Raw genomic sequence first — 25,727 nt, forward strand, 5'->3', positions numbered from 1 at the left:
GGCGGGCTGCTCCGAAGGGAGCACGGGCTGCTCTGAGGGGCGGGCGCGGCTTCTTCTCAGGCGTCCGTCGGCTCGTCCAAGCCCGCCGGCTCGTCCGTGTCCGTCCGCTCGTCCGTGCCCGTCGGCGCATCCGCGTCCGCGTCCGCCGGGCCCAGTTCGCGTTCGATGCTGCCGCGCAGCAGCTCACGGGCGCGCTCCAGGGGGACCGAGCCGCTGAGCCAGCGGGTGCTGAGCCCTTCCACGAGCGCGGTCAGCCGTTCGGCGGCGTCGGACACCGAGGCGTTCCGGTCGGCCGTACCGGCGGCCTGTGCCTCCCGTACGAGGTCGGCCACGTCCTCCGTCCACTGCCGGGTCGCCTCGCGCAACTGCTCCCGCAGTCCGGGGTCGAAGACGGCGCTGGACTGGAACTCGCCCCAGGCGGTGCTGTTCTCCACCAGGTCCGGGGTGTCCTGGAGCTCGCGCAGCAGCATCTCCTCCAACTGGGCGCGCGGGCCCGCCGTACGGACGGTCTCCGGGTCCGGCGCGGTGCAGCGTTCGGCGCGCTCGCCGATGAAGTCGAGGGTGCGGCGGAGCAGTTCGGCCCGGCCGCCGAAGTGGTAGTAGATCAGTCCGGTGGAGACGCCGGCCGCGGCCGCGATCTCCTCCACCCGCAGGCCGCGCACGCCGCGCCGCGCGATGGTGCGGGTCGCGGCTTCCAGGATCTGCAGTCGGCGCTCGGACACAGTCGCCCACCGTACTCGGTCGCCGTCGGCCCCTCCCGGTGCTACCTTCGAAGTGCGCTGACTGAAAGTTCAGTCAGGGGGCCCGGGGAGAAGGTTCCGCTGGGCTTTCGCGGCCCGCGGTGGCCGGAAAGGAGGCTCGCCATGCGCATGCCTGCCGATTGGGAACCGCACGAGGGCATGTACCTCGCGTGGCCGCCCTCCGACTCCCTCTGGGGCGACCTGGCCCCCGCCGTGCAGCACGACATCGCGCGGCTGGCGCGCACCATCGCCGAGTACGAGCCGGTCGCGCTGTTGGCCGGCCCGGAGGAGGAGGCACGGGCCCGCCGGGCGTGCGGCGCGGCGGTGGAGATCGTGCCGGTACCGGTCGACGACCTGTGGATACGGGACACCGGGCCGGTCTTCGTCACCCGGCCGGACGCGCCCGGGGCCACCGCCGTCCGTACGGGCGTCGACTTCCACTTCAACGGCTGGGGCGGCAAACAGCGCCACCCGAACGACGGCGCGGTCGCCCGGAACCTGCTGCGCCACGAGGGCATCACCCGCGTCGACGCCGGGATCACGGCCGAGGGCGGCTCCTTCGAGGTGGACGGCGAAGGCACGCTGCTCGCCGCCGAGAGTTCCCTGGTCAACGCCAACCGCAACCCCGGCGGCACGCGGGCGGGGATCGAACGGGAACTGGCGCGGGTCCTGGGTGTGACCCGGGTGATCTGGGTCGACGGCGTACGGGGCGAGGACATCACCGACTGCCACATCGACGGCCTCGCGCGCTTCGTGGCACCCGGTGTCGTCGCCCTGAACCGGCCCTGGCACGGAGACGGCCCGGACGTCTGGACGCAGGTGTACGAGCAGGCCCGCGGCGCCCTCATGGAGGCCCGCGACGCCCGGGGCAGGCGCCTGGAGATCGTCGAGATCGCGGAGCCCGACCCGTACGCGATCGGGGACCGCGGGCCGGAGTTCCTCACCTCGTACCTGAACTACTGCGTGGCGAACGGCGTGGTGGTCCTGCCGCGCTTCGGCGACCGCCGGGCCGACGACCGGGCCGCCTCGGTCCTGCGCGAACTCCACCCCGGCCGGGAGATCCGGCAGATCACGATCGACGCGGTCGGCGAGGGCGGGGGCGGTATCCACTGCGCCACGCAGCAGCTACCGGATGTGTCGCGTGTGCCGGGCGGTGCTCAGGGAGCCGTTCGGCCCCGGTGAGGCGGGCCGACCGGGTGCGGTCTCGTGGGCCGACCGGGTGCGGCGAAGGGGGCCGACCGGGTACGGGCGCGGGGCCGGTCTCACACGAAAGGGTCCCGCTCCCCGGAGGGAGCGGGACCCTTTCGGTGCCGTGAGGGGCCGCGCGTCAGCGCGAACGCTTCGCCAGGCGCTCCACGTCCAGCAGGATGACCGCGCGCGCCTCCAGGCGCAGCCAGCCACGGCCCGCGAAGTCCGCGAGGGCCTTGTTGACCGTCTCGCGCGAGGCGCCGACGAGCTGGGCCAACTCCTCCTGCGTGAGGTCGTGCACGACGTGGATGCCTTCCTCGGACTGCACACCGAAGCGGCGCGACAGGTCCAGGAGGGCCCGGGCGACCCGGCCCGGAACGTCGGAGAAGACCAGGTCGGACATCTGGTCGTTGGTCTTGCGCAGGCGGCGCGCGACGGCCCGCAGCAGCGCCGTGGCCACCTCGGGCCGGGCGTTCAGCCAGGGCTGGAGGTCGCCGTGGCCGAGGCCCAGCAGCTTGACCTCGGTGAGCGCGGTGGCGGTGGCGGTACGTGGGCCCGGGTCGAAGAGGGAGAGCTCGCCGATCAGCTCGCCGGGGCCGAGGACGGCGAGCATGTTCTCCCGGCCGTCCGGGGAGGTGCGGTGCAGCTTCACCTTGCCCTCGGTGACCACGTACAGGCGGTCGCCCGGGTCCCCTTCGTGGAACAGGGCGTCGCCGCGGGCGAGCGTGACCTCTCCCATCGAGGCGCGCAGCTCGGCCGCCTGCTCGTCATCGAGCGCCGCGAAGAGCGGTGCGCGCCGCAGAACGTCGTCCACGAGATCTCTCCTTGTCGACATGCTCAAAGGGACCTTGGTCCCCATCATGCCGGAATGCAAAACAGTGCGATCAATCACAAGGATGCCGGACCCGTGGCGCAAGCCATACGGCAGGGGGCCGATTGGGCCCACGGACACCGGTGATCGGACCGGATGTCAGTGGGTGGCCTTAGTCTGGCCGAGTGTCCAATACGCCGGTGAGAGCACAGGACAAGGGGGCTGAGCGAGTGAGCGCGGGCCGTGATTCCGCTGTGGGCGAACAGGCGCCCGCCGAAGCCGCGAAGGCGGTGAAATCCGAGGAAAAGGCGCGTAAGGCGACAACGCGGATTAAATCCGCCGCCTCGGCCGAAACCGGGACCCCTGCCGGGAAGAGAGCCACGGCGAAGAAGGCGGTCACGGCCAAGAAGGCGGTCACGGCCAAGAAGACGGCCGCGAGCGCGACGACGGCCACCGGCGAGAAGACGGTCGCGGCGGAGACCACTGCCAAGCAGACGGCGGCCAAGAAGACCACCGCCAAGAAGACCACCGCCAAGAAGTCCGCCGCGAAGAAGACGCCCTCCAAGGCCACCGCCGCGAAGACCACGCCCGCCGAGGCCGCCACCTCCAAAACCGCCGCCTCCAATACCGCCGCCCCCAAGGCCACGCCCCCCAAGAAGGCCGTCTCCAAGGACGAGTCCCGCACGGCCATGGTGCGCCGTGCCCGCCGGATGAACCGCGAGCTGGCCGAGGTATATCCGTACGCCCACCCCGAGCTGGACTTCCGTAACTCCTTCGAGCTGCTCGTCGCCACGGTCCTGTCCGCGCAAACCACCGACCTGCGGGTCAACCAGACCACCCCCGCCCTGTTCGCCGCCTACCCCACCCCGGAGGACATGGCCGCCGCCGACCCGGAGCGGCTGGAGGAGCTGATCCGGCCGACGGGTTTCTTCCGGGCCAAGGCGAAGTCCCTGCTGGGCCTCTCCAAGGCGCTGCGGGACCGGTTCGACGGCGAGGTGCCCGGCCGCCTGGCGGACCTGGTGACGCTGCCGGGCGTCGGCCGCAAGACCGCCAACGTGGTCCTGGGCAACGCCTTCGGCGTACCGGGCATCACGGTCGACACCCACTTCGGCCGGCTGGTCCGGCGCTTCGGCTGGACCGGGCAGCAGGACCCGGAGAAGGTCGAGGCGGAGATCGCCGAGATCTTCCCCAAGAGCGAGTGGACGATGCTCTCGCACCGCGTCGTCTTCCACGGCCGCCGGGTCTGCCACTCCCGCAAGCCCGCCTGCGGCGCCTGCCCCATCGCGCACGACTGCCCGTCGTACGGCGAGGGCGAGCTGGACCCGGAGAAGGCGAAGAAGCTGCTCAAGTACGAGATGGGCGGTCAGCCGGGCCAGCGGCTGCGGCCCCCGGCGGACTACCCGGGCCGGCCCGCGCCGCCGCTGGCGGGCCGGTGAAGTCGCCCGGGCCCGCCGGGAGCGGCGGCCGGCCCCGGTGCTCCGGCGCCCGTCCGTCCTCGCTCGCGCCGTTCGGGACGAAACCGTCACACCCCGGAGGGGAACCGAACCGGTCACTTTCGGACTCAGCCCGAATAGGACCGGCCACGGCCGCATGACCATCGATCCCACCGATCCAAGGGCCTGAGGGGGCGCGTATGACGAGCGCACGGGAGCAGTACGGGAAGACAGTGGCGTACGAGGCAGCCGTCAGCACCGACGGCCTGCCGGAGTGGCTGACACCGGTCTCCCGCGCCGCCGCCACGATCGAACCCCACCAGCTCAGCCGCTTCCTGCCGCCCGACAGCGGCGGCCGGCAGTCCGCCGTACTGGTCCTGTTCGGGCACGGCGACCGCGGCCCGGAGCTGCTGCTCATGGAGCGCGCGGGCACCCTGCGCTCGCACGCCGGCCAGCCCTCGTTCCCCGGCGGTGCCCTCGACCCCGAGGACGGCGACCCCGAGGGGGAGGGCCCGGTGCGCGCGGCGCTGCGCGAGGCGTGGGAGGAGACCGGGCTGGACCCGTCGGGGGTCCAGGTCTTCGGCGTGCTGCCGCGGCTGTACATCCCCGTGAGCGGCTTCGTCGTCACGCCCGTCCTGGGCTGGTGGCGCGTACCGAGCCCGGTGGGCCCGGTGGACGAGGCGGAGACCGCCCGGGTCTTCACGGTGCCCGTGGCGGATCTCACGGACCCCGCCCACCGGGTGACCGCCCGCCACCCCAGCGGTCACGTGGGCCCCGCCTTCCTCGTCGAGGATGCCCTGGTCTGGGGTTTCACCGCCGGAGTGATCGACCGGATCCTGCACTACGCGGGGTGGGAGCTGCCGTGGGACCGCGCCAAGCAGGTCCCGCTCGACCGGCGCGCGTGAGACGGTGGCGGGCGTGAACGTGCTGGACATCGTGTTGCTGGCCGCGGCCGTGTGGTTCGCCGTCGTCGGCTACCGCCAAGGCTTCGTGGTCGGCATCCTGTCCGTGATCGGCTTTCTCGGGGGCGGCCTGGTCGCGGTCTACGGGCTGCCCGTGATCTGGAACGAGATCACCGACGACGCCACACCGGGCACCTTCGCGGTGATCGCCGCGGTCGCCGTCGTGGTCGTCTGCGCCTCCATCGGGCAGGCGCTGACCACCCATCTGGGCAACAAACTGCGGCGCTACATCACCTGGTCACCGGCGCGTGCCCTGGACGCCACCGGCGGCGCGCTGGTCAACGTCCTGGCGATGCTGCTGGTCGCCTGGCTCCTCGGCTCCATGCTGGCGCAGACCTCGCTGCCGACGCTGGGCAAGGAGGTCCGCAATTCCAAGGTGCTGCTCGGCGTCTCCCGGGTGATGCCGCAGGAGGCGAACTCCTGGTTCAAGGACTTCACCTCGGTCCTGGCGCAGAACGGCTTCCCGCAGGTCTTCACGCCGTTCTCGAACGAGCCGATCCACTCGGTGCCCGCGCCCGACCCCAAGCTGGCCGGCGGCCCGGTCGCGGCCCAGGCGCGCAAGAGCATCGTCAAGGTCGTCGGTACGGCCCCGAGCTGCGGCAAGGTCCTCGAAGGCAGCGGCTTCGTCTTCGCGCCGCACCGGGTCATGACCAACGCGCACGTGGTCGGCGGCGTCAAGGAGCCGACCGTCCAGATAGGCGGCGAGGGCCGGACGTACGACGCGAAGGTCGTCCTGTACGACTGGGAGCGCGACATCGCGGTGCTCGACGTGCCGTCGCTGCCCGCGCCCGCGCTGCGCTTCGCCCAGGACGACGCGAGCACCGGCAAGGGCGCCATCGTCGCCGGCTTCCCGGAGAACGGCGGCTACGACGTCCGCGCGGCCCGTATCCGCAGCCGTATCAACGCCAACGGCCCGGACATCTACCACCGCGGCACGGTCGGCCGCGATGTGTACTCCCTGTACGCCACGGTCCGCCAGGGCAACTCCGGCGGCCCGCTGCTCACCCCGAGCGGCGAGGTGTACGGAGTGGTGTTCGCCAAGTCCCTGGACGACGCCCGCACCGGCTACGCGCTGACCGCCGACGAGATCCGCGAGGACATCACCAAGGGGCGTACGGCCGAGCGGCCGGTCGACAGTCAGGGATGCGCGATGTGAGGGGACGCCGCGCCGGACGGCCCCGGAGCGGGAGGCGGACGCCGCCGCCCGGCCCCGGGGCCCCGGCGGTGATCAGGTCCGTGGATGCTTGAGCCGCGCGGTCATCCAGCGCGCCCGGCGGCGCAGGATGCGCGGAATGCCCAGCGGGTGCGCGAGGTCGGGGGTCTCACCGGACACAAGGTCCGAGGAACCCCTCTCCTGAGTGCCCACGGCAGCGGCGTTGCTGCGGCGGTTGCGTGCCACGTCACGGTAGTCGTGCGTCCAGCCCATACCCACGACTCTGCCCGGGCTCCGGGCTCCGTAACCGCGCGGCGGCCCGTCAATTGGCCTATGCGGGCGGCAATTGGCTGTTCGTCATACGTGCGTTCGGATCCGGTCGGCGTGTCGCACCACCCGGCACTCGGACCACACCACCGCGGATCGCCGGGAGCCCGCCGGGGGCGCGCGGAAGGAGGAGTGGAAGTCCGCAACGTAGCCGGTGCTACCGGTCCGGCTCCGGGTCCTTCAGCCAGTTGATCAGCTCGGTGGAGAACGCCACCGGGTCCTCCTCGTGCGGGAAGTGCCCGAGGCCGTCGAAGAGCCGCCAGCGGTACGGGGCCTCGACGTACTCGCCGGAGCCGGCCGCGCTGCGGGTGCGCATCACGGGGTCGAGCGAGCCGTGCAGATGCAGCGTCGGCACCCGTACGGGCCACTTCATGCGGCGGTTGAACTGGATGCCGTCCGGCCGGGCCATCGACCGCACCATCCAGCGGTACGGCTCGATCGCGCAGTGCGCGGTCGAGGGGATGCTCATCGCGCGCCGGTAGACCTCGATGTCCTCGTCCTCGGGCAGTCGCGGTCCGGACCAGTCCCGGATCAGGCGTCCCACCAGGGCGGCGTCGTCCGCCACCAGCCGCCGCTCGGGCAGCCACGGCCGCTGGAAGTTCCAGACGTAGGAACTCTGCCGGCTCTGCTTGAAGTCGGCCAGCATGGCCGCGCGCCAGCGCCGCGGGTGCGGCATCGAGGACACCGCCAGCCGCCGTACGAGCTTGGGCCGCATCACCGCCGCGGTCCACGCCAGGTAGCCGCCGAGGTCGTGCCCGACGATCGCGGCGTCCGGCTCGCCGAGGGACCGTACGACCCCGGTGATGTCCAGGGCCAGGTTGGCCGGATCGTAACCGCGGGGCGTGCGGTCGCTGCCGCCCACGCCCCGCAGGTCCATCGCGACCGCACGGAACCCCGCACCGGCGAGCGCCGGGAGCTGGTGGCGCCAGGTCCACCAGAACTGCGGGAAGCCGTGCAGCAACAGCACCAGTGGGCCGTCACCCATCTCGGTGATGTGGAAACGCGCGCCGTTGGCCGCCACGTCCCGGTGGGTCCAGGGCCCGTCGGGACGTACGACCGCGTCGGAACTGTCGGGAACCGTCATACGGAGGAGCGTGTCACAGTCTCCAGGACCGGGTGGTCCGCGGGAACCGCGCGCGGATGCGGCTTGACGTTCCCCAGTACGGCGGCCGTCTCCTTGGCCGAACTGATGGTCTTCTCCGGCTTCTTGATCTTCTTGAGCTTGCTCACCGCCACCAGGACCAGCAGCAGAGCGACGATCAGGAAGGCGCCGCCGACGATCAGGAAGGACCAGGCGAGGCCGAGACCGAGGTTGTGGATGCCGTAGGCGGCGGCGAAGCTCAGGACCGGCAGCGCGAACAGCGCCAGCGCGCCGGCCACGAGGAACGCGGCACTGCCGATGCCGGCCCGCTTGGCGTCCTGCCGCAGTTCGGCCTTGGCCAGTGCGATTTCGTCGTGCACCAGTGCGGACATCTCGGCGGTGGCCGCGGCCACCAACTGCCCGAGGCTGCGGTCCGCGCCGTCGTCGGCTGTGCTCATCGACGTCTCCCTCTTGTCTTCTCCCGGATGCAAAGCCTCTCAGATCATGCCGGACCATCGTCCCCGGCGTCGGCGCCGGTGGCCACTTCGGCAAGGCGGCGGTGTTCCGCGGCCTTCTCCTCCAGGAGCTTCGCCATCCGCAGGTGGTACTCCGGGTTGCCCAGTTCGTACACGTCCGGGACGCCGTCCTGGTCCTCGTCGCGGTCCTCGTCCTCACAGAGCCGCCGGTATTTGGCGTTGCGCATCTTCAGCAGGATCCCGGACAGCACCGCGGCGATCAGCGAGCCCGTCAGGACGGCCGCCTTGATCTCGTCGGTCAGCAGCGGATCGTCGGTGAAGGCCAGCTCGCCGATGAGCAGGGAGACCGTGAAGCCGATGCCGGCGAGCGAGGCGACGGCGAAGACGTCCGGCCATTTCAGGTCGGGGTTCAGCTCCGCCTTGGTGAAGCGGGCCGCACACCACGTACCGCCGAAGATGCCGACCGCCTTGCCGACGACCAGCCCGAGGACCACGCCCAGCGTCTCCGGCTTGGTGAACACGTCGTGCAGCGCGCTGCCGGAGATCGACACACCCGCCGAGAAGAGCGCGAACAGCGGCACCGCGAGACCGGCCGAGACGGGCCGCACCAGGTGCTCGATGTGCTCACCGGGGGACTGCTCCTCGCCGTCGCGGCGGTGGCAGCGCAGCATCAGGCCCATGGCGACGCCCGCGATCGTGGCGTGTATGCCGCTGTTGTACATCAGGCCCCAGATGACCAGGGCGAGCGGTACGTAGATGTACCAGCCGCGGACGCCCTTGCGCAGCAGCAGGTAGAAGACGGCGAGGCCGACGACGGCGAAGCCGAGCGCCAGGAAGTTGAGCTGCGAGGTGAAGAAGATCGCGATGATCAGGATCGCGAAGAGGTCGTCGACGACGGCGAGGGTGAGCAGGAAGGCGCGCAGCGCGGACGGCAGGGAGGTGCCGATGACGGCGAGCACGGCCAGCGCGAAGGCGATGTCGGTGGCGGTCGGAACCGCCCAGCCGTCCATCGAGCCGCCGCCGGCGGTGTTGACCAGGAAGTAGACGAGGGCGGGCATCGCCATGCCGCACAGGGCGGCGACCACCGGGAGCGCGGCCTTCTTGGGCTCGCGCAGGTCACCCGCGACCAGCTCGCGTTTGAGCTCGATGCCGGCGACGAAGAAGAAGACGGCGAGCAGGCCGTCGGCGGCCCAGTGCTGGATGGACAGGTCCAGGCCGATGGAGCCGATGCCGAGGTGGAAGCCCCGTACCGACTCGTAACCGGAGCCCAGGGTGTTGGCCCAGACGAGGGCCACGACGGCGGCGATGAGCAGGAGGACGCCGCCCACGGTCTCGGCGCGCAGCGCATCCGCGATGAAGTTCCGCTCGGGCAGGGACATCCGCCCGAGGAATATGGATCGGCGGTTGTGGGGCGCGCTCACGCGAGGACCTCCGGTGTTTCGGCGACTGGATACGGCTGTTGCAGTTGCCGACCAGACTTCCCGGCGCACCTTTGGGATTTATCGCGTTCTTGACGCGGTCCCTACTGTACCCGGGCCGCTCGGGGAACAATCCGGCGATCTTCACCTTACGGGCATTTGGCGCGATCGGCCGCTCGACGGCGGGTGCGGGGCGCCCGGAACAGGTGAGGGGCACCCGGCCGGCCTGCGGACGGGTGCCCCTCGGATGAGCGGTCAGTCATCGGCACATGCGTACGAACGCGGTGTGCCGGACGCCGGCCGCCGGGCGCGCTCTCCCGGAGCGCGCCGTGGGTCCTCGTGCGTGCTTCCGCTCCGGAGCCTGCGAGAGGCCCCTGCGCGGTGCTCCTCCGGGGCCCGCGAGAGGCCCCGCCTGTGGTCAGTCCTCGGTGGGCGCGCCGGGCAGCTTCGCCTGGATCAGGTCCATGACGCCGGAATCCGTCAGCGTCGAGACATCACCCAGGTCACGGTTCTCCGCGACGTCGCGCAGCAGACGGCGCATGATCTTGCCGGACCGGGTCTTCGGCAGCTCGGCCACCGGCAGGATCCGCTTCGGCTTGGCGATCGGGCCGAGCTGCTTGCCGACGTGCGCCCGCAACTCCTCCACCAGCCCCTCGTCCTCCGCCGCGGTGCCGCGCAGGATGACGAAGGCGCAGATCGACTGGGTCGTCTGCGGGTCGGTCGCGCCGACGACGGCGGCCTCGGCGACCTTCGGGTGCGAGACCAGCGCGGACTCGACCTCGGTGGTGGAGATGTTGTGGCCGGACACCAGCATCACGTCGTCCACCCGGCCGAGCAGCCAGATGTCGCCGTCCTCGTCCCGCTTCGCGCCGTCACCCGCGAAGTACCGGCCCTCGAACCGCGACCAGTACGTGTCCAGGTAGCGCTGGTCGTCGCCCCAGATCGTCCGGAGCATGGACGGCCACGGCTCGGTCAGGACCAGATAGCCGCCGCCTCCGTTCGGCACCTCGCGGGCCTCGTCGTCCACGACGGTGGCCGCGATGCCGGGCAGCGGGCGCTGCGCCGAACCGGGCTTGGTCTCCGTGACGCCGGGCAGCGGGCTGAGCATCATGCCGCCGGTCTCCGTCTGCCACCAGGTGTCGACGATCGGGGCCTGACCGGCGCCGATGTGCTTGCGGTACCACATCCACGCCTCGGGGTTGATGGGCTCGCCCACCGAACCGAGGACCCGCAGCGAGGAGAGGTCGTACTTCGCGGGGATGTCGTCACCCCACTTCATGCAGGCGCGGATCGCGGTCGGCGCGGTGTAGAGGATCGTGACGCCGTACTTCTGCACGATCTCCCACCAGCGGCCCTGGTGCGGGGTGTCGGGCGTGCCCTCGTAGAGCACCTCGGTCGCGCCGTTGGCGAGCGGTCCGTAGGTGATGTACGAGTGGCCGGTCACCCAGCCGACGTCGGCCGTGCACCAGTAGACGTCCGTCTCCGGCTTGAGGTCGAAGACGGCGTGGTGGGTGTACGCCACCTGGGTGAGATAGCCGCCGGTGGTGTGCAGGATGCCCTTGGGCTTGCCGGTGGTGCCGGAGGTGTAGAGGATGAACAGCGGGTGCTCGGCGTCGAACGCCTCGGGGGTGTGCGTCCCGCTCTGCCGCCCGACGACGTCGTGCCACCACACATCGCGGCCCTCGGTCCAGGCCACGTCCTCCTGGCCCGTACGGCGCACGACCAGGACGCTGCGCACGTGCTCCGTGCCGGGCTTGGTCAGCGCCTCGTCCACGGCGGGCTTGAGGGCGGAGGGCTTGCCGCGGCGGTAGCCGCCGTCGGCGGTGATCACCACGCGGGCGTCGGCGTCGTTGATACGGGTCGCCAGCGCGTCGGCGGAGAAGCCGCCGAAGACGACCGAGTGCGGCGCGCCCAGGCGGGCGCAGGCCAGCATGGCGATGACGGCCTCGGGGATCATCGGCAGGTAGATCGCGACCCGGTCGCCGGCCGTGACGCCCAGCTCGGTCAGCGCGTTGGCCGCCTGGGAGACCTCGCGCTGCAGCTCGGCGTAGGTGATCGAGCGGGTGTCGCCGGGCTCGCCCTCGAAGTGGATGGCGACGCGGTCGCCGAGCCCGTTCTCCACATGGCGGTCCACGCAGTTGTACGCGACGTTGAGCTTGCCGTCGGCGAACCACTTGGCGAAGGGCGGGTTGGACCAGTCGAGGGTCTCGGTGGGCTCGGTCTGCCAGGTCAGGCGCCTGGCCTGGGTGGCCCAGAAGCCCAGCCGGTCCGCCGCTGCCTGTTCGTACGCCGCGGCGGTGACGTTGGCGTTCGCGGCCAGTTCGGCGGGCGGCGCGAACCGTCGCTCCTCCTTCAGAAGGTTGGCCAGGCTTTCGTTGCTCACGTCATCTCCCATTCCCAGGGCGTGCGATGTGTCCCGGCCATAGCTCATCAGCCCACCACCCGGCCTGACAAGGGCTGTGGACAAATATTGGTGTAGACCTCTATGGAGGCGCAGGTCACGTGCTGTTTACGGGCGGTTTCACGGGGCCTTGGAGGGGGTGAGGAAAAGGCACGGGGCTGACGCTCTCGGAGAGGTGCCGGCGTGCCGGCTGTCAGGCCGTGACCGCCGCCGCTTCGGGGCGTACCGCGCGGAACCGGCCGGTGCTCCGGTCGAGGACGTACGCCTGGGCCTCGGCCACGTGGAAGTACATGCCGTGCAGGGTCAGCGCGCCCTCGGCGATACGGCGGGCGACGCACGGGTACGACATCAGGTGGTCGAGCTGCTGGACGACGTTGACGAGCGCGAGCCGCTCCACGTCGTCGGCCACCGGGCGTTCGGCGAGGGCGACTTCGCCCCGCCCCAGCCGGCCGATCCGCTGCATCCGTGCCAGGCTCGGGCGGCCGTGCCGCAGCCAGCGCGCGAGCGGCGTCTGCGCGCCCGGCTCGTGGTCCGCGCCGAGCAGCGCCTGCATCGCGCCGCACCCCGAATGCCCGCAGACGGTCAGCGAACCGACCTTCAGCACCTCGACCGCGTACTCGATGGCGGCGCCCACCGAGTCGCACGCGGCGTCCGTACCGGGCGGCGGCATCAGGTTGCCGACGTTGCGGACGGTGAACAGGTCGCCCGGACCGCTGGAGGTGATCATGCTGGTGACCAGGCGGGAATCGGCGCACGTCAGGAAGAGCTGGGTGGGCCGCTGGCCTTCGTGGGCCAGCCGAGCCAGCTCGTCCCGTACGAGCGGCGCCGTGTGGCGCTGGAACGCGCGCACGCCGCGCAGCAGTTGACTGCCGCTGGACCGCGGCGCGGCCGCGGTCTCCTCTGGCGGTCGGGTGCAGTGGTGGTTGCGCCACGGGGTCCACGGGCGGCAGTGGTGGGCGCTGGCGGGTTCCGCGATCGGGCGCCCCGCGCGCCCGCCGAGGGCCACCCAACCGCCGCCCGCGCGATGCGCGTCGGACCAGGCCCGCAGGGCCTCGTACGCGGCGTGGTCCATGAACGAGCCGCCCAGTTCGACGACGGTGTCCGCGCCGGCGGGCACCTGGGCGAGCGCCCGGGTCAGCCTCGGTACCGCGAGAAACGTCAACTGCCCATTGACACGCACCCGGTGCCGGCCGTCCTCCACGCCGACCGTGACCCGGGTGTGGGTCAGCCGCCGCAGCGACAGGAAGACCGCCACCCCGATGCCCAGGGCCACGCCCTGGAGGACGCCGAAGAGCACCACGCCGCCCAGAGTGACCGCGTAGACCGGGAACTCCCGGTGCCGCTGCACATGCTTGATGTGCGCGAAGCTCACCATCCGTACGCCCATGACCATCACCAGTGCGGCGAGCGCGGCCAGCGGGATCAGCTCCAGGGACGAGGCGAGCAGACCGGCGCAGAGCACCACCCAGACGCCGTGCAGCACGGTGGCGCGGCGGCTGACCGCGCCCGCCCGTACGTTCGCCGAGCCGCGCATCGCGCCGCCGGCCACCGGGAGCCCGCCCAGCAGCCCGGACAGCACGTTGGCGACGCCCTGGCCGGTCAGTTCGCGGTTCAGGTCCGTACGGGAGGCGGTCACGCCGCGGTCGGCGGCGAGGCGGTCGACCGCGACCGCCGACAGCAGCGACTCCATGCTGGCGACGAGGGTGACGGTCAGGACGGCCGCGGCGATCCCCAGGACCGGGCCTTCGGGGAGGGCGGGCAGTGCCTGCGGTGACCACTCGGGCAGCGTGACGCGCGGCACCGGCATCGCCGCGCTCACGGCCGTGGCGGCGGCGACGGCGGCCAGCGGGGCCGGGACCGTCCGCAGCACCCGGCCGGCCCGCCCGGGCAGCCGCTGCCACCCGGCGAGCACCGCCACCGTGACGGCGCCGATGAGCAGCGCGGCGACATGCGGGCGCGCCAACTGGCCGGGCAGCGCTGCGACGTTGTCGACCGCCGAACTGTCGGGGCTGCCGCCGAGCACCACGTGAAGCTGCCCGACGGCGATCGTGACGCCGATGCCGGCGAGCATGGCGTGCACGATCGCGGGGCTGATCGCGAGCGCGCCCCTGGCCACCCGTACCGCGCCGAGGGCGAGTTGGGCCAGCCCGGCGAGGACGGTGACGGCGCAGGTGGCCCGCCAGCCGTACCGCTGCACCAGCTCGGCCGTGACCACCAGCAGACTCGTCGCCGCGCCGCTGACCTGGAGGGGCGCGCCGCCGAGCAGCCCGGCCACGATCCCGCCGACGGCCGCGGCGACCAGGCCCGCCTGGAGGGGCGCGCCGGTGGCCAGCGCGAGGCCGAGCGAGAGCGGTACGGCGATCAGGAAGACGACGACCGAGGCGGACACGTCGCCGCGCCGGCCTGCGGCCCGGTCGGCGGGCGGTGGGGGCTGCGTACGGGGGGTGCTCGGCGCACCGGGTGGCCCTGACGGCTTCTGGAGCTGCGACATTCCCGTCTCCTCCGGGGCGGCGCGGTCGCGCGGGGCGCGATCGTGGGCGGCGGTGTACTGCGGCGGGACGCGAGCCGGCCGGCTGGCGTCACGGTTCGTGACGGCCCGGTGACTCTCAAGCATCGGTAAACGAAGCGTAATGACACGTAAAGGCATAGAGAAGCCTTTTCAGGCATTCGGGTCTGTCGTTCCGTCTTTCGGGTGACCCCAACGTCGAGTCGCTTGTCCCTTACGGCCCATTCCATGGCTTACGCGAGCTTCAAAGCGGTTAATCAGTTTTTTTGATGATTCCGTTTCACGGTTCGCAGCTCAGGGAGTGAGGTGGCTGATGGCAGCCGCATCGAAGGTCACGGCCGCGATGGTCACGACGACGGCGCTGGCGGTGGTCGCCGGCTGTGCCGGGGGAGACGGGGGCGGCCCGAGCGGCGCCCAGGGCGGACAGGGCGGACAGGCCGCGCCGCAGCGCACCGCCCAGCAGGTCAAGCTCATCGGTGACGGTTCGACCGCGTACACCGGGGCGCAGCCGATGCAGCCGAAGGCGGAGCGCCTCGAACCCGGTGAGCGGCCACCGCAGTTCGTGGTCTTCTCCTGGGACGGCGCCGGCGAGGACAGCCAGAAGCTGTTCTCGCACTTCCGCGCGGTCGGCAAGAAGTACAACGCCCGGATGACGTACTTCCTCAGCGGCGTCTATCTGCTCCCGGGCAGCAAGAAGGACGCCTACCACCCGCCCAAGCACAGCCCCGGCGCCTCCGACATCGGCTTCAACGACGTCAAGGGCGTACGGGCCACCGTGGAGCAGATCCGCGGCGCCTGGATGGACGGCAACGAGATCGGCACCCACTTCAACGGCCACTTCTGCGGCGCGAACGGCGGCGTGGGCACCTGGTCGCCGGAGGAGTGGAAGAGCGAGATCCGGCAGGCCGAGACGTTCGTCAAGACCTGGAAGACGCACACCGGGCTGACGACCGAGAAGCCGCTGCCGTTCGATTACAGCAAGGAACTCGTCGGCGGCCGCGCCCCCTGCCTCGAAGGGCAGCGCAACCTGATCCCGGCCGCCAAGGCGATGGGCTTCCGCTACGACTCCAGCTCCGTCGGCGGCCGGCAGTTGTGGCCCGAGCAGATCGACGGCATCTGGGACTTTCCCCTCCAGCAGATCCCCGTCCCCGGCCGGGCCTTCGAGACGCTCTCGATGGACTACAACTTCCTCGCCAACCAGTCCGGTACGACCCGGGGCAACCCGGCGATGCACGCCACGTGGGGCAAGCAGATGCGGGACGGCCTGATCGCCGCGTTCGAGCGCGCCGACAAGGGCAACCGGGCGCCGCTCTTCGTCGGCAACCACTTCGAGTCCTGGAACGGCGGCACGTACATGCGCGCCGTCGAGGACGCGATCAAGACCATCTGCCCCCGCCAGGGCGTGCGCTGCGTGACCTTCAAGCAACTGGCCGACTGGCTCGACGCGCAGGACCCGCGGGTGCTGGAGAAGCTGCGCGCGCTGCCGGTGGGCGGCGCCCCGAAGGGCGGCTGGAAGAGCTATCTGGCGACTCCGTCCGCGCGGCCCGGCGCACCGGGCGGGCCCGCCGGTTCGGCCAGTCCGGCCAGGCCGGTACGGGGGGACGCGGAGTAGCGGGCAGGCGCGTCGCCTCGGCCGCCTGCTCCTGAGCGGGTGTCAGGCGGGCTGCGGGGCCCCCACGGGCTCGGCGAGGACGAAGGCGGGGTCGACCTGGGCCGCCAGGTCGGCGCCCGTCTTCGCGTTCGCCCAGCTCTCCGCGTTCTTCAGATGGAAGTGCACCATCTGGCGGGTGTAGCGCTCCCAGTCGCGCTGCTCGTACGTTTCGTCGGCGGCGGCGTGCAGCTCCTTCAGGGCCTGCCGGTTGTCGGCCTCCAACAGGTCGAAGCGGCGCGGCCGGCCCTTCTCCATGGCCCGCACCCACGCCGAGTCCCCCACCGTCAGCAGAAGGTCCTCGCCCACCTCGTCGGCCAGGAAGGCGGCGTCGTCCGGGCCCTGGACCTTGTTGCCGACGACCTTGAGGGCCACGCCGTAATCGCGCGCGTAGTCCCTGTACTGGCGGTAGACCGCGACGCCCTTACGGGTGGGCTCGGCGACCAGGAAGGTCAGGTCGAAGCGGGTGAACATCCCGGAGGCGAACGAGTCGGAGCCGGCCGTCATGTCGACGACGACGTACTCCTCGCGGCCGTCCACCAGGTGGTTCAGGCACAGCTCGACCGCGCCGACCTTGGAGTGGTAGCAGGCCACCCCCAGGTCGGACTCGGCGAACGGCCCGGTCGCCATCAGGCGGACCGTCTCGCCCTCCAGGAGCACGGGCCGGGCGCACGCCGCGTACACCGGGTTGTCCTCCACGACCCGCAGCAGCCGGGAACCCTCGCCGGGCGGCGTCGTCTTGATCATCGTCTCGGCGGAGGCGATCCGCGGGTTGGTGCCGCGCAGATAGTCCTTGACCAGCGGGAGCCGGGCGCCGAGCGCGGGAAGCGCGGCGGCCTCCGCCTCGTCCATGCCGAGGGCGGTGGCCAGGTGTTGGTTGATGTCGGCGTCCACCGCGATCACGGGGACGCGGGCGGCGGCGAGGTGGCGGATGAACAGGGAGGACAGCGTGGTCTTTCCACTGCCGCCCTTGCCCACGAACGCGATCTTCATGGTGACGAAGCGTAAGCGCCGAGTTGCCTTGCGTGAGAGGTTCGGGTGAAGAAGACCACTCCTTCGAGCGGTTCGGCCTTGCGGCGTCCGGGGTGCGTAGGGTCGTACCCATGAGTACGACACCCGATCCGCTCGCGACCCTGGCCTCCCTCCCGGGGGTCGCCGACTCCGTGGACTCCGTGCGCAAGAGCGTGGACCGGGTCTACGGGCACCGGATCATGCGGCGGCGCAGCAACGAGGTCACCTCCGAGGCGGCGCTGCGCGGAGCGCGTGGTTCCGCCGCGCTGGCCGGCGCCGACTGGGCGCTGGAGGAGGTGCGGCGGCGTTCCGACTTCGGCGTCGAGGGCGAGCCGCGGACGGTCGGCGCGGCGCTGCGTCTGACCGCCGAGGCCGGGCAACTGCTCAGTGTGTGGCGGCAGTCGCCGCTGCGGGTGCTGGCGCGGCTGCATCTGGTGGCGGCGGGCGGCGGCGCGCAACAGGAGGCGGTGGGGCGGCCGCGGCTGGCGGGTGAGCCGGTCGACGAGCCGCTCGTGGAACTGGCGTTGCCGGACGCCGACGAGGTCGCCGGGCGGCTGGACGGGCTCTCGCGGCTGCTGCTCGCCGGCAGTGCGGCGCCGGCTCTGGTGATGGCGGCCGTGGTGCACGGCGAACTGCTGGCGCTGCGGCCCTTCGGCTCGTACAACGGGCTGGTCGCGCGGGCCGCCGAGCGCATCGTCCTGGTCGGCAGCGGGCTGGACCCGAAATCCGTCTGCCCGGCGGAGGTCGGCCACGCGGAACAGGACCGGGCCGCGTATGCGGCGGCGCTGGAGGGCTATGCGTCCGGCACGCCGGAGGGCGTGGCGGCGTGGATCGCGCACTGCGGCCGGGCGGCGGAGCTGGGCGCGCGGGAGAGCACGGCGGTGTGCGAGGCAATGCAGCGCGGGGCGGCCTGACAGGGGCCCACGAGGCGCTGGGCAAAGGGTTGCGGCGGTACCCAGTCGTTCCGGTACCGCCGCTGGCACGTCCACCGGGTTACCAAGCGCGCTCCGGATGTTGCCGATCAGGTCGGAGACTTGGTCCGTCACCTGGTACGGCTGGCCCGTAATCGACGGGTCGGCGTCGCGTGGGTGCCCGGTTTCCGTGCTTCGGTCCGTGGGGCCTTGCTGCGTAGAAGGTCTTCCTCTCGGATGTCCTCGGTCTCGCGGGCCGTTACGTCCTTTGTACTCCTGCCGCCGGGGAAGCGGAACCCCTCGCCACAGTTCTTTACTTTTCCCTTCAAACTCGGGTGATACGGGCAAATACCGGGCGCCGCCGGCTCGCGTACCAGACGAGGCCCGCGGTGGCGGCGGCCGCGCCCACGGCGGCCACCGTGGCGAGCACCGGACGCGACGGCATGCCCAGGGACGGCAGCCGCTGCTTCAACTGGACCGGCCGGGTGAAGGACAGGACCGGCCAGCCCCGGTTCAGGGCCTCCCGGCGCAGTGCGCGGTCCGGGTTGACGGCGTACGGGTGGCCGACCGCCTCCAGCATCGGCACGTCGGTCGCCGAATCGCTGTACGCGTAGGAGCGCGCCAGGTCGTAACCCTCGGAGGCGGCGAGGTCCCGCACCGCCTGTGCCTTGGTCGGGCCGTAGGCGTAGTACTCCACCTCGCCCGTGAAGCGGCCGTCCTCGCCGACGACCATACGGGTGGCCACCACGCGGTCGGCGCCGAGCAGCCGGCCGATCGGCTCGACCACCTCGGCGCCCGAGGTGGAGACGATCACGACGTCGCGGCCCGCGGTGTGGTGCTCCTCGATGAGCGAGGCGGCCTCGTCGTAGATGAGCGGGTCGATCAGCTCGTGGAGGGTTTCCGCGATGATCTCCCGGACCTGGGCCACGTCCCAGCCCCGGCAGAGCGCCGACAGGTAGGCGCGCATCCGCTCCATCTGGTCGTGGTCGGCGCCGCCGGCGAGGAAGACGAACTGGGCGTAGGCGGTGCGCAGCACGGCCCGGCGATTGATCAGGCCGCCTTGGTAGAACGACTTGCTGAAGGTCAGCGTGCTCGACTTAGCAATGACTGTCTTGTCCAGGTCGAAGAACGCGGCTGTGCGGGGTGTCGAGTGAGTCGCCGAGTGGGGCGCGGAGTGGTTTTCCACGGGGCGAGCATAGGCGCCCACCATTCGGCGTAAGGTGGGGCGCGTGGGTTTGCCTGAGAAGGCTCTCGGGTACACCATGGAAGTCACGGATCGTTCGCGACCGTGCTAACCCGGCCCGACTCCTCCCCCCCCGAGTCGGCCGTGGGGACGACCCCCGCTCTCCCCCCCGGCGGGGGTCGTCGCATGTCCGGACGCGTTTTTGCCCGTCCGAGGCGGATCGGCCGCTTCCCCTTCATCGTCCCGGCCGGGGCTAGCTGACACTCCTTACATGTTACTCAGAGTAGTCACAGCGCTGCTCTAAGGGAGCCCGCAAGGTCGCCGGTATAGGTGACTGGGATATTCACAGCCATTGAGTTGTCCACAGTTTTGGACCAAGATCCACGGGATTTTCCGGATCGCTGCACGGTGAAACTCCGCGAGTTCGCGGATGTGTGAGTTGTGTAGCGATAGGGGAACGGAACGTGGCCGGACGCATGACTACCGATCAACCGCAGGGGCCCACCGAAGAGCGCGGTGGACCGCTGGTCGTCACCGAGGACGAGGAGCTACTCGACGACATCCTGAGACTGTGCGCGGCAGCGGGCGCGACGCCCGAAGTGGCGCACGGCGTGGCCCGGGGCCGCAGCCCCGGCTGGGCCTCGGCACCCCTGGTGATCGTCGGCGCCGACTGCGCGCCCAAGCTGTGCGGGGCGGGCCGCAGGGACGGAGTGGTGCTCGTCGCCCGGGGCCCGGACGACCGGCAGCTCTGGCGGCTGGCCGTCGCCGTCGGGGCGGAACGGGTGCTGGTGCTCCCCGGAGGTGAGAGCTGGCTCGTGGACCGGATCGCCGACGCGGCCGAGGGCGTCGGGCCGGCGGCCGTGACGGTGGGGGTGATCGGCGGCAGCGGCGGCGCCGGCGCGAGCACCCTCGCCTGCGCCCTGGCCCTGACAGCGGCCCGCGCCGGCAGCCGGACTGTCCTGGTCGACGCGGACCCGCTCGGCGGCGGCCTCGACGTGCTGCTGGGCGGCGAGAAGGAGGAGGGGCTGCGCTGGCCCGCCTTCGCCGAGTCGCGCGGACGGGTGGGCGGCGGCGCCCTTGACGAAGCGCTGCCGCGGCTGCACTCCTTACGCGTACTGAGCTGGGACCGCGGCGACACGACGGCCATCCCGCCGCAGGCGATGCGCGCGGTCATGGCGGCGGCACGCAGACGGGGCGGCGCCGTGGTGGTGGACCTGCCCCGCCGGCTGGACGAAGCGGCCGTGGAAGCCCTCGCGCAGATCGACGTCGGGCTGCTGGTCGTCCCCGCCGCGCTGCGGGCCGTCGCGGCGGCCCGGCGCGTGGCGGCGTTGGTCCGTACGGTCCTGCCGGACGTACGGGTGGTGTTGCGCGGCAGCCCCGACACGGACACCGGCCGCGCCGCGGAGCTGACGCCTGAAGAAGTCGCCCGGCTGCTCGGCCTCCCGCTGGCGGGAGAGCTGGACTGGGAGCCCGGCCTTCCGGGGGAGCTGGCCCGGGGCGCGCCCCCGGGAGCGAACGCCCGAGGCCCGCTGCGGCACTTCGGCACGGCCTTCTGGGAGCGGGTGCTGCCGGGGGCCGCGGCGACGGAGCCCGGCGGGCGGGCGCGGTTCGGTGCGGGCATGTGCGGGCATGGGGGGTGGACCGGGTGAGGACTGAGCTTCCGGGGACGGGGGCAGGGATGGCCGGGCCGCGTCCGTCCGGTGACCGGCCCACCTGGGCGGACGGGCCACGTCTGCCCGAGGACCGGTCCGCCGGTGGTGGAGCCGGTACGGGGGTCGGTGCCGGGCTGCTGGAGGCGGTGCGCGGGCGGCTGGCCCAGGCGGGAGCGGAGCCGACGCCCGCGCGGGTCGCGATGGCACTGCGCGCGGAGGGCCGGCTGCTCGGCGACACCGAGGTGCTGGGCGTCGTGTCCGCCCTGCGGTCGGAGCTGGTAGGCAGCGGCCCCCTCGAACCGCTCGTCGCCGAGCCGGAGGTGACCGACGTCCTGGTCACCTCGCCGGACGAGGTGTGGGTGGACCGCGGGGGCGGCCTGGAGCGCACCTCGGTGCACTTCACCGACGAGGCCGCGGTGCGCCGGCTCGCCCAGCGGCTGGCCTCGGCGGCCGGGCGGCGGCTGGACGACGCCCACCCCTGGGTGGACGCCCGGCTGCCCGACGGGACCCGCCTGCACGCCGTACTGCCTCCGGTGGCGGTCGCGGGCACCTGCCTGTCGCTGCGCGTCCTGCGCCCGCGCGCCTTCACCCTGGCGGAGCTCACCGCGGCCGGGACGGTGCCACCGGACGGCGACCGGCTGCTGCGGGCCGTGCTGGACGCCCGGCTCTCCTTCCTGATCAGCGGCGGCACGGGCTCCGGGAAGACCACGCTGCTCAGCTCCCTGCTGAGCCTGGCCGGCCCGGCCGAACGGCTCGTACTGGCCGAGGACTCCGCGGAACTGAGGCCGGACCATCCCCACGTCGTACGTCTGGAGACCCGGCCCGCGAACCAGGAGGGGGTCGGCCGCGTCACCCTGCGGGACCTGGTGCGCCAGGCGCTGCGGATGCGGCCGGACCGGCTGGTGGTCGGCGAGGTGCGCGGGGCCGAGGTCACGGACCTGCTGGCGGCCCTGAACACAGGCCATGAGGGCGGCTCCGGCACGGTCCACGCGAACGCCCCCTGCGATGTCCCGGCGCGCCTGGAGGCCCTGGGCTCGACGGCCGGACTCGACCGGGCGGCGCTGCACAGCCAGGTGGCGGCCGCGCTGTCGGTGGTGCTGCACCTCGTACGGGACCGGGGCGGCCGTCGGCGGCTCGCCCGGGTGGACGTGCTGGAGCGGGACCGGGACGGATTCGTGGTGACCGTACCGGCGGCGGTGTGGGCACCGGATGGCTTTCAAGAGGCGCCGGGCTGGCGGCGGTTGACGGGTCTGTGCGAGCGGGGGAGTGAAGTGGGATGAGCGATGTCGGTCCGGCGACCGTGTCGGCTTGGGCGGCCGTGTTGTGCGCGGGAGTGGCGGTCTGGATGTCCGGGGGGCGGAGCGGCGACGTACGACGGGCGCGCCTGCTGTTCGTGGACGGGGTGGACGGGGGACGGGCCGGTCCGGCGGGTCCGGAACGGGCGGAATCGGTGGGGCGGAAACGGGCGACGGCTTTCGGCGACGCCGAGTTCGGGGCCCGGCGGATGCTGCGACGGGCGGCGGACCGGGCCGCATGGGCCGCGTACCGGCTCTCCCGGTGGAGCGGAGGAGGAAAGGACGGGCCTGCCCGCCCTCCACGGGAGTTGTGGTGCCTGCCGGCCGGTATCGCGCTCGGTGTCATGGGTGGATCGGCGGTGCCCGTGGTGGCCGCCGTGGTGGCGCTGTTCCTGGTCCGGCACCGGCTCCGGGCCCGTGAACGGGCGCGGGAGCGGGAGCGCCGGGGCGCGGCGGTGATCGAGCTGTGCGAGGCGGTGGCGGGGGAGCTGCGGGCCGGACGACAGCCCGGGCAGGCCCTGACGGCGGTCGGTGCCCCCGGGTTCGGTGAGGAGGGCGCGGCGCTGGGGGCGGCGGCGCGGTTCGGCGGGGACGTCCCGGCGGCCCTGCGGGCGGCGGCGCGGCTGCCGGGCGCGGAAGGGCTGGCGGGTGTGGCGGCGTGCTGGCAGGTCGCCGTCGACGGCGGGGCCGGGCTGGCCGCCGGGCTGGAACGGATCGCTACGGCCCTTCGGGCGGAGCGCGACCAACGCGACGACCTGCGCGCCCAGTTGGCGGGGCCGAGGGCGACAGCCCTGATGCTCGCACTCCTTCCCGTCGGAGGGCTTGCGATGGGCAGCGCTCTCGGTGCCGATCCGCTCGGGGTGCTGTTGCACACCCCCGCCGGGTGGGCGTGCCTGCTGGTCGGCGGCCTCTTGGAGTGGTGTGGCGTCGCCTGGACGGCGCGGATCATCACGGCCGCCGAAGGAGGCAGTCATGTCCGCTGACGTGGTGTACGGCGCCGACCGAGAAGTTGTCCACAGCCTGGGGATTGTTTTTCTCGCCCTGGCCGCCGCAGCAGGCGCGCTGGCCGCGACCAGGGAAGCGCGCGGCGCACGAGCCACCCGGCGACGGGTACGGGTGGTGCTGGCCGAGAGCGCACGGCACAACGATGGCGGCGTCGGCCGACGCTCGGCGCCGAGACCGAAGCGGACCCGGGAACGACGGTGGGCCGGGCTGATCCGGGAGTGGGCAAGGGCCGCTGTGACGGCAGGCGTCGTGGCCATTCTCGTCGGCGGAGCGACCGGGGCAGTACTGGGACTCGCCGTGGCGTACGGCGTCGGGCGGTGGCAGCGCCGTACGAAGGCCCAGGCCGCGCGACAGGCGGTGGAGAGCGACCTGCGTACGGCCCTGGCGCCGGCCGCCGACCTGCTCGCGGCCTGCCTGGCAGCGGGGGCCGGGCCGCGGGAGTCGGCCGATGCGGTGGGGCGATCGCTCGACGGAACCGTCGGCGAACACCTGAGGCGCGCGGCGGCGGAACTCCGCCTGGGCGGGGACCCCGTGACGACTTGGCAGCGCTTCGGCGCCCTTCCCGGTGCCCAAGGGCTGGCCCGGTGCATGGAGCGGGCGGGCATATCGGGGGTCCCGGCCGTGGAGGGCGTCTCCCGCATCGCGGCGGAGTTGCGCGCGCAGGCGTACCGCTCGTCGGCCGAACGGGCCCGCCGGGCCGGGGTGCTGGTCACGATGCCGCTGGCGGCGTGCTTCCTGCCCGCCTTCCTGGCGCTCGGTGTCCTGCCGGTCCTGATCGGACTGGCCACAACCCTCATAACGCTTCACGACTGACTCACGAACCACAGCTCACGGACAACCGGAACGACCTCAAGGGGGAAATCATGGATGCACGACGGTGGTGGCGACGACACGGCCTGCCCGGGCGGAGCACCGTAGCGGCGGCCCGGCATCAGGCGCGAAAGGCTTCGCGTCCGGCCCGGACGGCCCGGCGCCTGGCTCGGACGCTCCGCGGCCGGGCAGCGACGGACCGGGGCATGACCACGGCGGAGTACGCGCTGGGGACCCTCGCGGCGTGTGCGGCCGCCGCGTTGCTCTACAAGGTCCTGTCGGGCGGTGCGGTGGAGGCGGCGCTGCGCGCGGTAATCGGGAAGGCCCTCGGCGTCCATGTCTGACGACGACCGCGACCGGGGCTATGTGACGGCGGAAGCAGCCCTGGTGATCCCGGCCCTGGTCCTGTTCACCGGGTTGCTCCTGTGGGGGCTGATGGCCGCCTGCGCGCAGATCCAGTGCGTGGACGCGGCCCGGGCCGGAGCCCGCGCGGCGGCCCGGTCCGAACCGGAGTCGGCCGTCGGCGCGGTGGTCCGTGGCGCGGCCCCGAGCGGCGCGCGGGTGGCTCAGGAGCGGCGGGGCGACCTGGTCCGCGTACGGGTCGAGGCGCCGTCGCCCGGCATCGGCCCGTTGACGCTGACGCTCCGAGGGGAGGCGACGGCTCTTGCGGAGGAAACGGTGGGGCGATGAGGGATCGGCCACGGTGTGGGCGGTGTTCGCGGCGCTGGCGCTGTGCACGGTGTTCGCGGTGCTGATCGGCATGGCCCAGGTGGTCGTGGCACGGCACCGCGCGGGCGGTGCGGCGGACTTGGCGGCGCTGGCGGCGGCGGACACCGCACTGCGGGGCGCGGCGGCCGCGTGCCGTACCGCCCGCGAGGTGGCGGCCGCGCAGGACGCTCACCTGGTGCGCTGCACCGTACGGGGCGAGATCGCGGACGTCACCGCCCGAGCCCGTACCGGCCCGTTCGCCTCGGACATCCGGGCTCGCGCGGGCCCGCCGACGACGGGCCCGGGCGCGGAGCCGATACCCGAACCGGGCGGCTCCGCCCGGGAATCGCCGCAGGTGGCCGCACGGCAGGAGGTTTTGCCGAACGGTCGACCACCCGCCGCGTCGGCTCGGATAGCGTCCCGATCATCCATTGATCGCGATCTGCGGGCTCTTCGGGCACGACCCGGGTGCCCGCCGGGAGGCATGCCATGAAGGTGATCGACGTACGGGAGACGGCGGACGCGCTGCCGGATGCCTGGGACTCCCGTTCCCTGGGGCAGGTGGGCACGGCCCGCGTGAAGGTGCTGCGCATGGACGGGGGACCGGGGGAGGAGGAGACCCACGGGGCGGTCGAGGCGCTGTTCGTCCTCGACGGCAGGCTTGAGCTGTCGGTGGGCGGTACGGCCGTATCCGTGGGGCCGGGCGAGATGTACCTGGTCCCGGCGGGGGTGGTCCACGCGGTCCGTGCGGGAAGCCGGGGCACTCTGGTGATCTTCGAGGGTGGCGAGGACACGGAGAGCGGGGAGGAGGCGTAAGAGGCCACGGGAAGCGAGGGGAGAGGTCGCGTCACGACGACCTGGGCTGAGTGCTGGGCAGAGTTCCGTGGGGAGCACTTGACGGAGTGGTGGGCGGAGCATCGGGAGGCGTGCCGGACGGGACCTCGGGCGGAGCCCCGCCCGGGTCCCCGAGCGGGCCCCGTCCGGAGCCCCGTCCGGAGCCCCGCCACG

General features: G+C 72.6%; 24 protein-coding genes. 14 read left to right on the forward strand and 10 right to left on the reverse strand.

What is annotated here, in order from left to right:
* Nucleotides 1–56 precede the first annotated feature (56 nt).
* A complete protein-coding gene (locus tag ACH4EB_RS10550; protein ID WP_398346990.1) occupies nt 57–722 on the reverse strand; it encodes a TetR/AcrR family transcriptional regulator in 666 nt (221 codons plus the stop codon).
* 147 nt (nt 723–869) lie between these two features.
* On the opposite strand from ACH4EB_RS10550, the gene ACH4EB_RS10555 reads away from it, so the two are divergent.
* A complete protein-coding gene (locus ACH4EB_RS10555) occupies nt 870–1,922 on the forward strand; it encodes an agmatine deiminase family protein (RefSeq protein WP_398346991.1) in 1,053 nt (350 codons plus the stop codon).
* Nucleotides 1,923–2,067: 145 nt separating this feature from the next.
* On the opposite strand, the gene ACH4EB_RS10560 is transcribed toward ACH4EB_RS10555, so the two are convergent.
* Nucleotides 2,068–2,742, reverse strand: a complete 675-nt coding sequence (locus ACH4EB_RS10560) for a Crp/Fnr family transcriptional regulator (protein WP_003981529.1) — start codon at nt 2,740–2,742, stop codon at nt 2,068–2,070.
* A 326-nt stretch (nt 2,743–3,068) separates the two neighbouring features.
* Between ACH4EB_RS10560 and nth the strand changes: the two genes are divergently transcribed.
* The 3 genes from nth to ACH4EB_RS10575 all read left to right on the forward strand — a co-directional run bounded on the left by nth (nt 3,069) and on the right by ACH4EB_RS10575 (nt 6,290).
* Entirely contained in the window at nt 3,069–4,175 is a 1,107-nt protein-coding gene (gene nth, locus ACH4EB_RS10565) for an endonuclease III (protein ID WP_398347071.1), read from the forward strand.
* A gap of 197 nt (nt 4,176–4,372) precedes the next feature.
* A complete protein-coding gene (locus tag ACH4EB_RS10570; protein WP_398346992.1) occupies nt 4,373–5,077 on the forward strand; it encodes an NUDIX hydrolase in 705 nt (234 codons plus the stop codon).
* Between the two features lie 13 nt (nt 5,078–5,090).
* Nucleotides 5,091–6,290: a MarP family serine protease gene (locus ACH4EB_RS10575; protein ID WP_398346993.1), complete on the forward strand. Its 1,200-nt coding sequence runs from the start codon at nt 5,091–5,093 to the stop codon at nt 6,288–6,290.
* Between the two features lie 72 nt (nt 6,291–6,362).
* On the opposite strand, the gene ACH4EB_RS10580 is transcribed toward ACH4EB_RS10575, so the two are convergent.
* The 6 genes from ACH4EB_RS10580 to ACH4EB_RS10605 all read right to left on the reverse strand — a co-directional run bounded on the left by ACH4EB_RS10580 (nt 6,363) and on the right by ACH4EB_RS10605 (nt 14,481).
* Nucleotides 6,363–6,560 carry a hypothetical protein gene (locus ACH4EB_RS10580; RefSeq protein ID WP_398346994.1) on the reverse strand — a complete coding sequence of 66 codons (198 nt, stop codon included), beginning with the start codon at nt 6,558–6,560 and terminating at the stop codon, nt 6,363–6,365.
* Between the two features lie 211 nt (nt 6,561–6,771).
* Entirely contained in the window at nt 6,772–7,698 is a 927-nt protein-coding gene (locus ACH4EB_RS10585) for an alpha/beta fold hydrolase (protein ID WP_398346995.1), read from the reverse strand.
* Nucleotides 7,695–8,153 (reverse strand): phage holin family protein, encoded by a 459-nt coding sequence (locus ACH4EB_RS10590; RefSeq protein WP_398346996.1) that lies wholly within the window; start codon nt 8,151–8,153, stop codon nt 7,695–7,697. The genes ACH4EB_RS10585 and ACH4EB_RS10590 overlap by 4 nt, the downstream gene beginning before the upstream one ends.
* Before the next feature lie 44 nt (nt 8,154–8,197).
* Nucleotides 8,198–9,550 carry a Na+/H+ antiporter NhaA gene (nhaA, locus tag ACH4EB_RS10595; RefSeq protein ID WP_398347072.1) on the reverse strand — a complete coding sequence of 451 codons (1,353 nt, stop codon included), beginning with the start codon at nt 9,548–9,550 and terminating at the stop codon, nt 8,198–8,200.
* Nucleotides 9,551–10,007: 457 nt separating this feature from the next.
* Nucleotides 10,008–11,972 carry an acetate--CoA ligase gene (gene acs, locus ACH4EB_RS10600; RefSeq protein WP_398346998.1) on the reverse strand — a complete coding sequence of 655 codons (1,965 nt, stop codon included), beginning with the start codon at nt 11,970–11,972 and terminating at the stop codon, nt 10,008–10,010.
* Between the two features lie 211 nt (nt 11,973–12,183).
* Entirely contained in the window at nt 12,184–14,481 is a 2,298-nt protein-coding gene (locus ACH4EB_RS10605; protein WP_398346999.1) for a SulP family inorganic anion transporter, read from the reverse strand.
* Between the two features lie 328 nt (nt 14,482–14,809).
* Between ACH4EB_RS10605 and ACH4EB_RS10610 the strand changes: the two genes are divergently transcribed.
* The gene (locus ACH4EB_RS10610; protein WP_398347000.1) at nt 14,810–16,108 is read left to right on the forward strand and encodes a hypothetical protein; all 1,299 of its coding nucleotides are present in this window, start codon (nt 14,810–14,812) and stop codon (nt 16,106–16,108) included.
* A gap of 42 nt (nt 16,109–16,150) precedes the next feature.
* On the opposite strand, the gene ACH4EB_RS10615 is transcribed toward ACH4EB_RS10610, so the two are convergent.
* The gene (locus tag ACH4EB_RS10615) at nt 16,151–17,137 is read right to left on the reverse strand and encodes an ATP-binding protein (RefSeq protein ID WP_398347001.1); all 987 of its coding nucleotides are present in this window, start codon (nt 17,135–17,137) and stop codon (nt 16,151–16,153) included.
* Between the two features lie 110 nt (nt 17,138–17,247).
* On the opposite strand from ACH4EB_RS10615, the gene ACH4EB_RS10620 reads away from it, so the two are divergent.
* Nucleotides 17,248–18,069: an oxidoreductase gene (locus ACH4EB_RS10620; RefSeq protein WP_398347002.1), complete on the forward strand. Its 822-nt coding sequence runs from the start codon at nt 17,248–17,250 to the stop codon at nt 18,067–18,069.
* A 322-nt stretch (nt 18,070–18,391) separates the two neighbouring features.
* Here the strand turns inward: ACH4EB_RS10620 and ACH4EB_RS10625 are convergent, their stop codons facing one another.
* A complete protein-coding gene (locus ACH4EB_RS10625; RefSeq protein WP_398347003.1) occupies nt 18,392–19,276 on the reverse strand; it encodes an HAD family hydrolase in 885 nt (294 codons plus the stop codon).
* 437 nt (nt 19,277–19,713) lie between these two features.
* Between ACH4EB_RS10625 and ssd the strand changes: the two genes are divergently transcribed.
* From ssd to ACH4EB_RS10665, 8 genes are all read left to right on the forward strand, one after another.
* The gene (gene ssd / locus ACH4EB_RS10630; RefSeq protein ID WP_398347004.1) at nt 19,714–20,898 is read left to right on the forward strand and encodes a septum site-determining protein Ssd; all 1,185 of its coding nucleotides are present in this window, start codon (nt 19,714–19,716) and stop codon (nt 20,896–20,898) included.
* A gap of 29 nt (nt 20,899–20,927) precedes the next feature.
* Entirely contained in the window at nt 20,928–22,181 is a 1,254-nt protein-coding gene (locus tag ACH4EB_RS10635) for a TadA family conjugal transfer-associated ATPase (RefSeq protein ID WP_398347005.1), read from the forward strand.
* Nucleotides 22,178–23,179 (forward strand): type II secretion system F family protein, encoded by a 1,002-nt coding sequence (locus ACH4EB_RS10640; RefSeq protein ID WP_398347006.1) that lies wholly within the window; start codon nt 22,178–22,180, stop codon nt 23,177–23,179. Before ACH4EB_RS10635 ends, ACH4EB_RS10640 begins: the two co-directional genes overlap by 4 nt.
* Nucleotides 23,169–24,014, forward strand: a complete 846-nt coding sequence (locus tag ACH4EB_RS10645) for a type II secretion system F family protein (protein WP_398347007.1) — start codon at nt 23,169–23,171, stop codon at nt 24,012–24,014. The genes ACH4EB_RS10640 and ACH4EB_RS10645 overlap by 11 nt, the downstream gene beginning before the upstream one ends.
* Nucleotides 24,015–24,175: 161 nt before the next feature.
* The gene (locus ACH4EB_RS10650) at nt 24,176–24,355 is read left to right on the forward strand and encodes a DUF4244 domain-containing protein (RefSeq protein WP_398347073.1); all 180 of its coding nucleotides are present in this window, start codon (nt 24,176–24,178) and stop codon (nt 24,353–24,355) included.
* Nucleotides 24,348–24,701, forward strand: a complete 354-nt coding sequence (locus ACH4EB_RS10655; RefSeq protein WP_398347009.1) for a TadE family type IV pilus minor pilin — start codon at nt 24,348–24,350, stop codon at nt 24,699–24,701. The genes ACH4EB_RS10650 and ACH4EB_RS10655 overlap by 8 nt, the downstream gene beginning before the upstream one ends.
* 13 nt (nt 24,702–24,714) lie before the next feature.
* Entirely contained in the window at nt 24,715–25,212 is a 498-nt protein-coding gene (locus tag ACH4EB_RS10660) for an Rv3654c family TadE-like protein (RefSeq protein ID WP_398347010.1), read from the forward strand.
* A complete protein-coding gene (locus tag ACH4EB_RS10665) occupies nt 25,209–25,535 on the forward strand; it encodes a cupin domain-containing protein (RefSeq protein WP_398347011.1) in 327 nt (108 codons plus the stop codon). Before ACH4EB_RS10660 ends, ACH4EB_RS10665 begins: the two co-directional genes overlap by 4 nt.
* Nucleotides 25,536–25,727: the final 192 nt, after the last annotated feature.

This window comes from Streptomyces sp. NPDC018045 (assembly GCF_044327445.1).
Classification (GTDB): Bacteria; Actinomycetota; Actinomycetes; order Streptomycetales; family Streptomycetaceae; genus Streptomyces.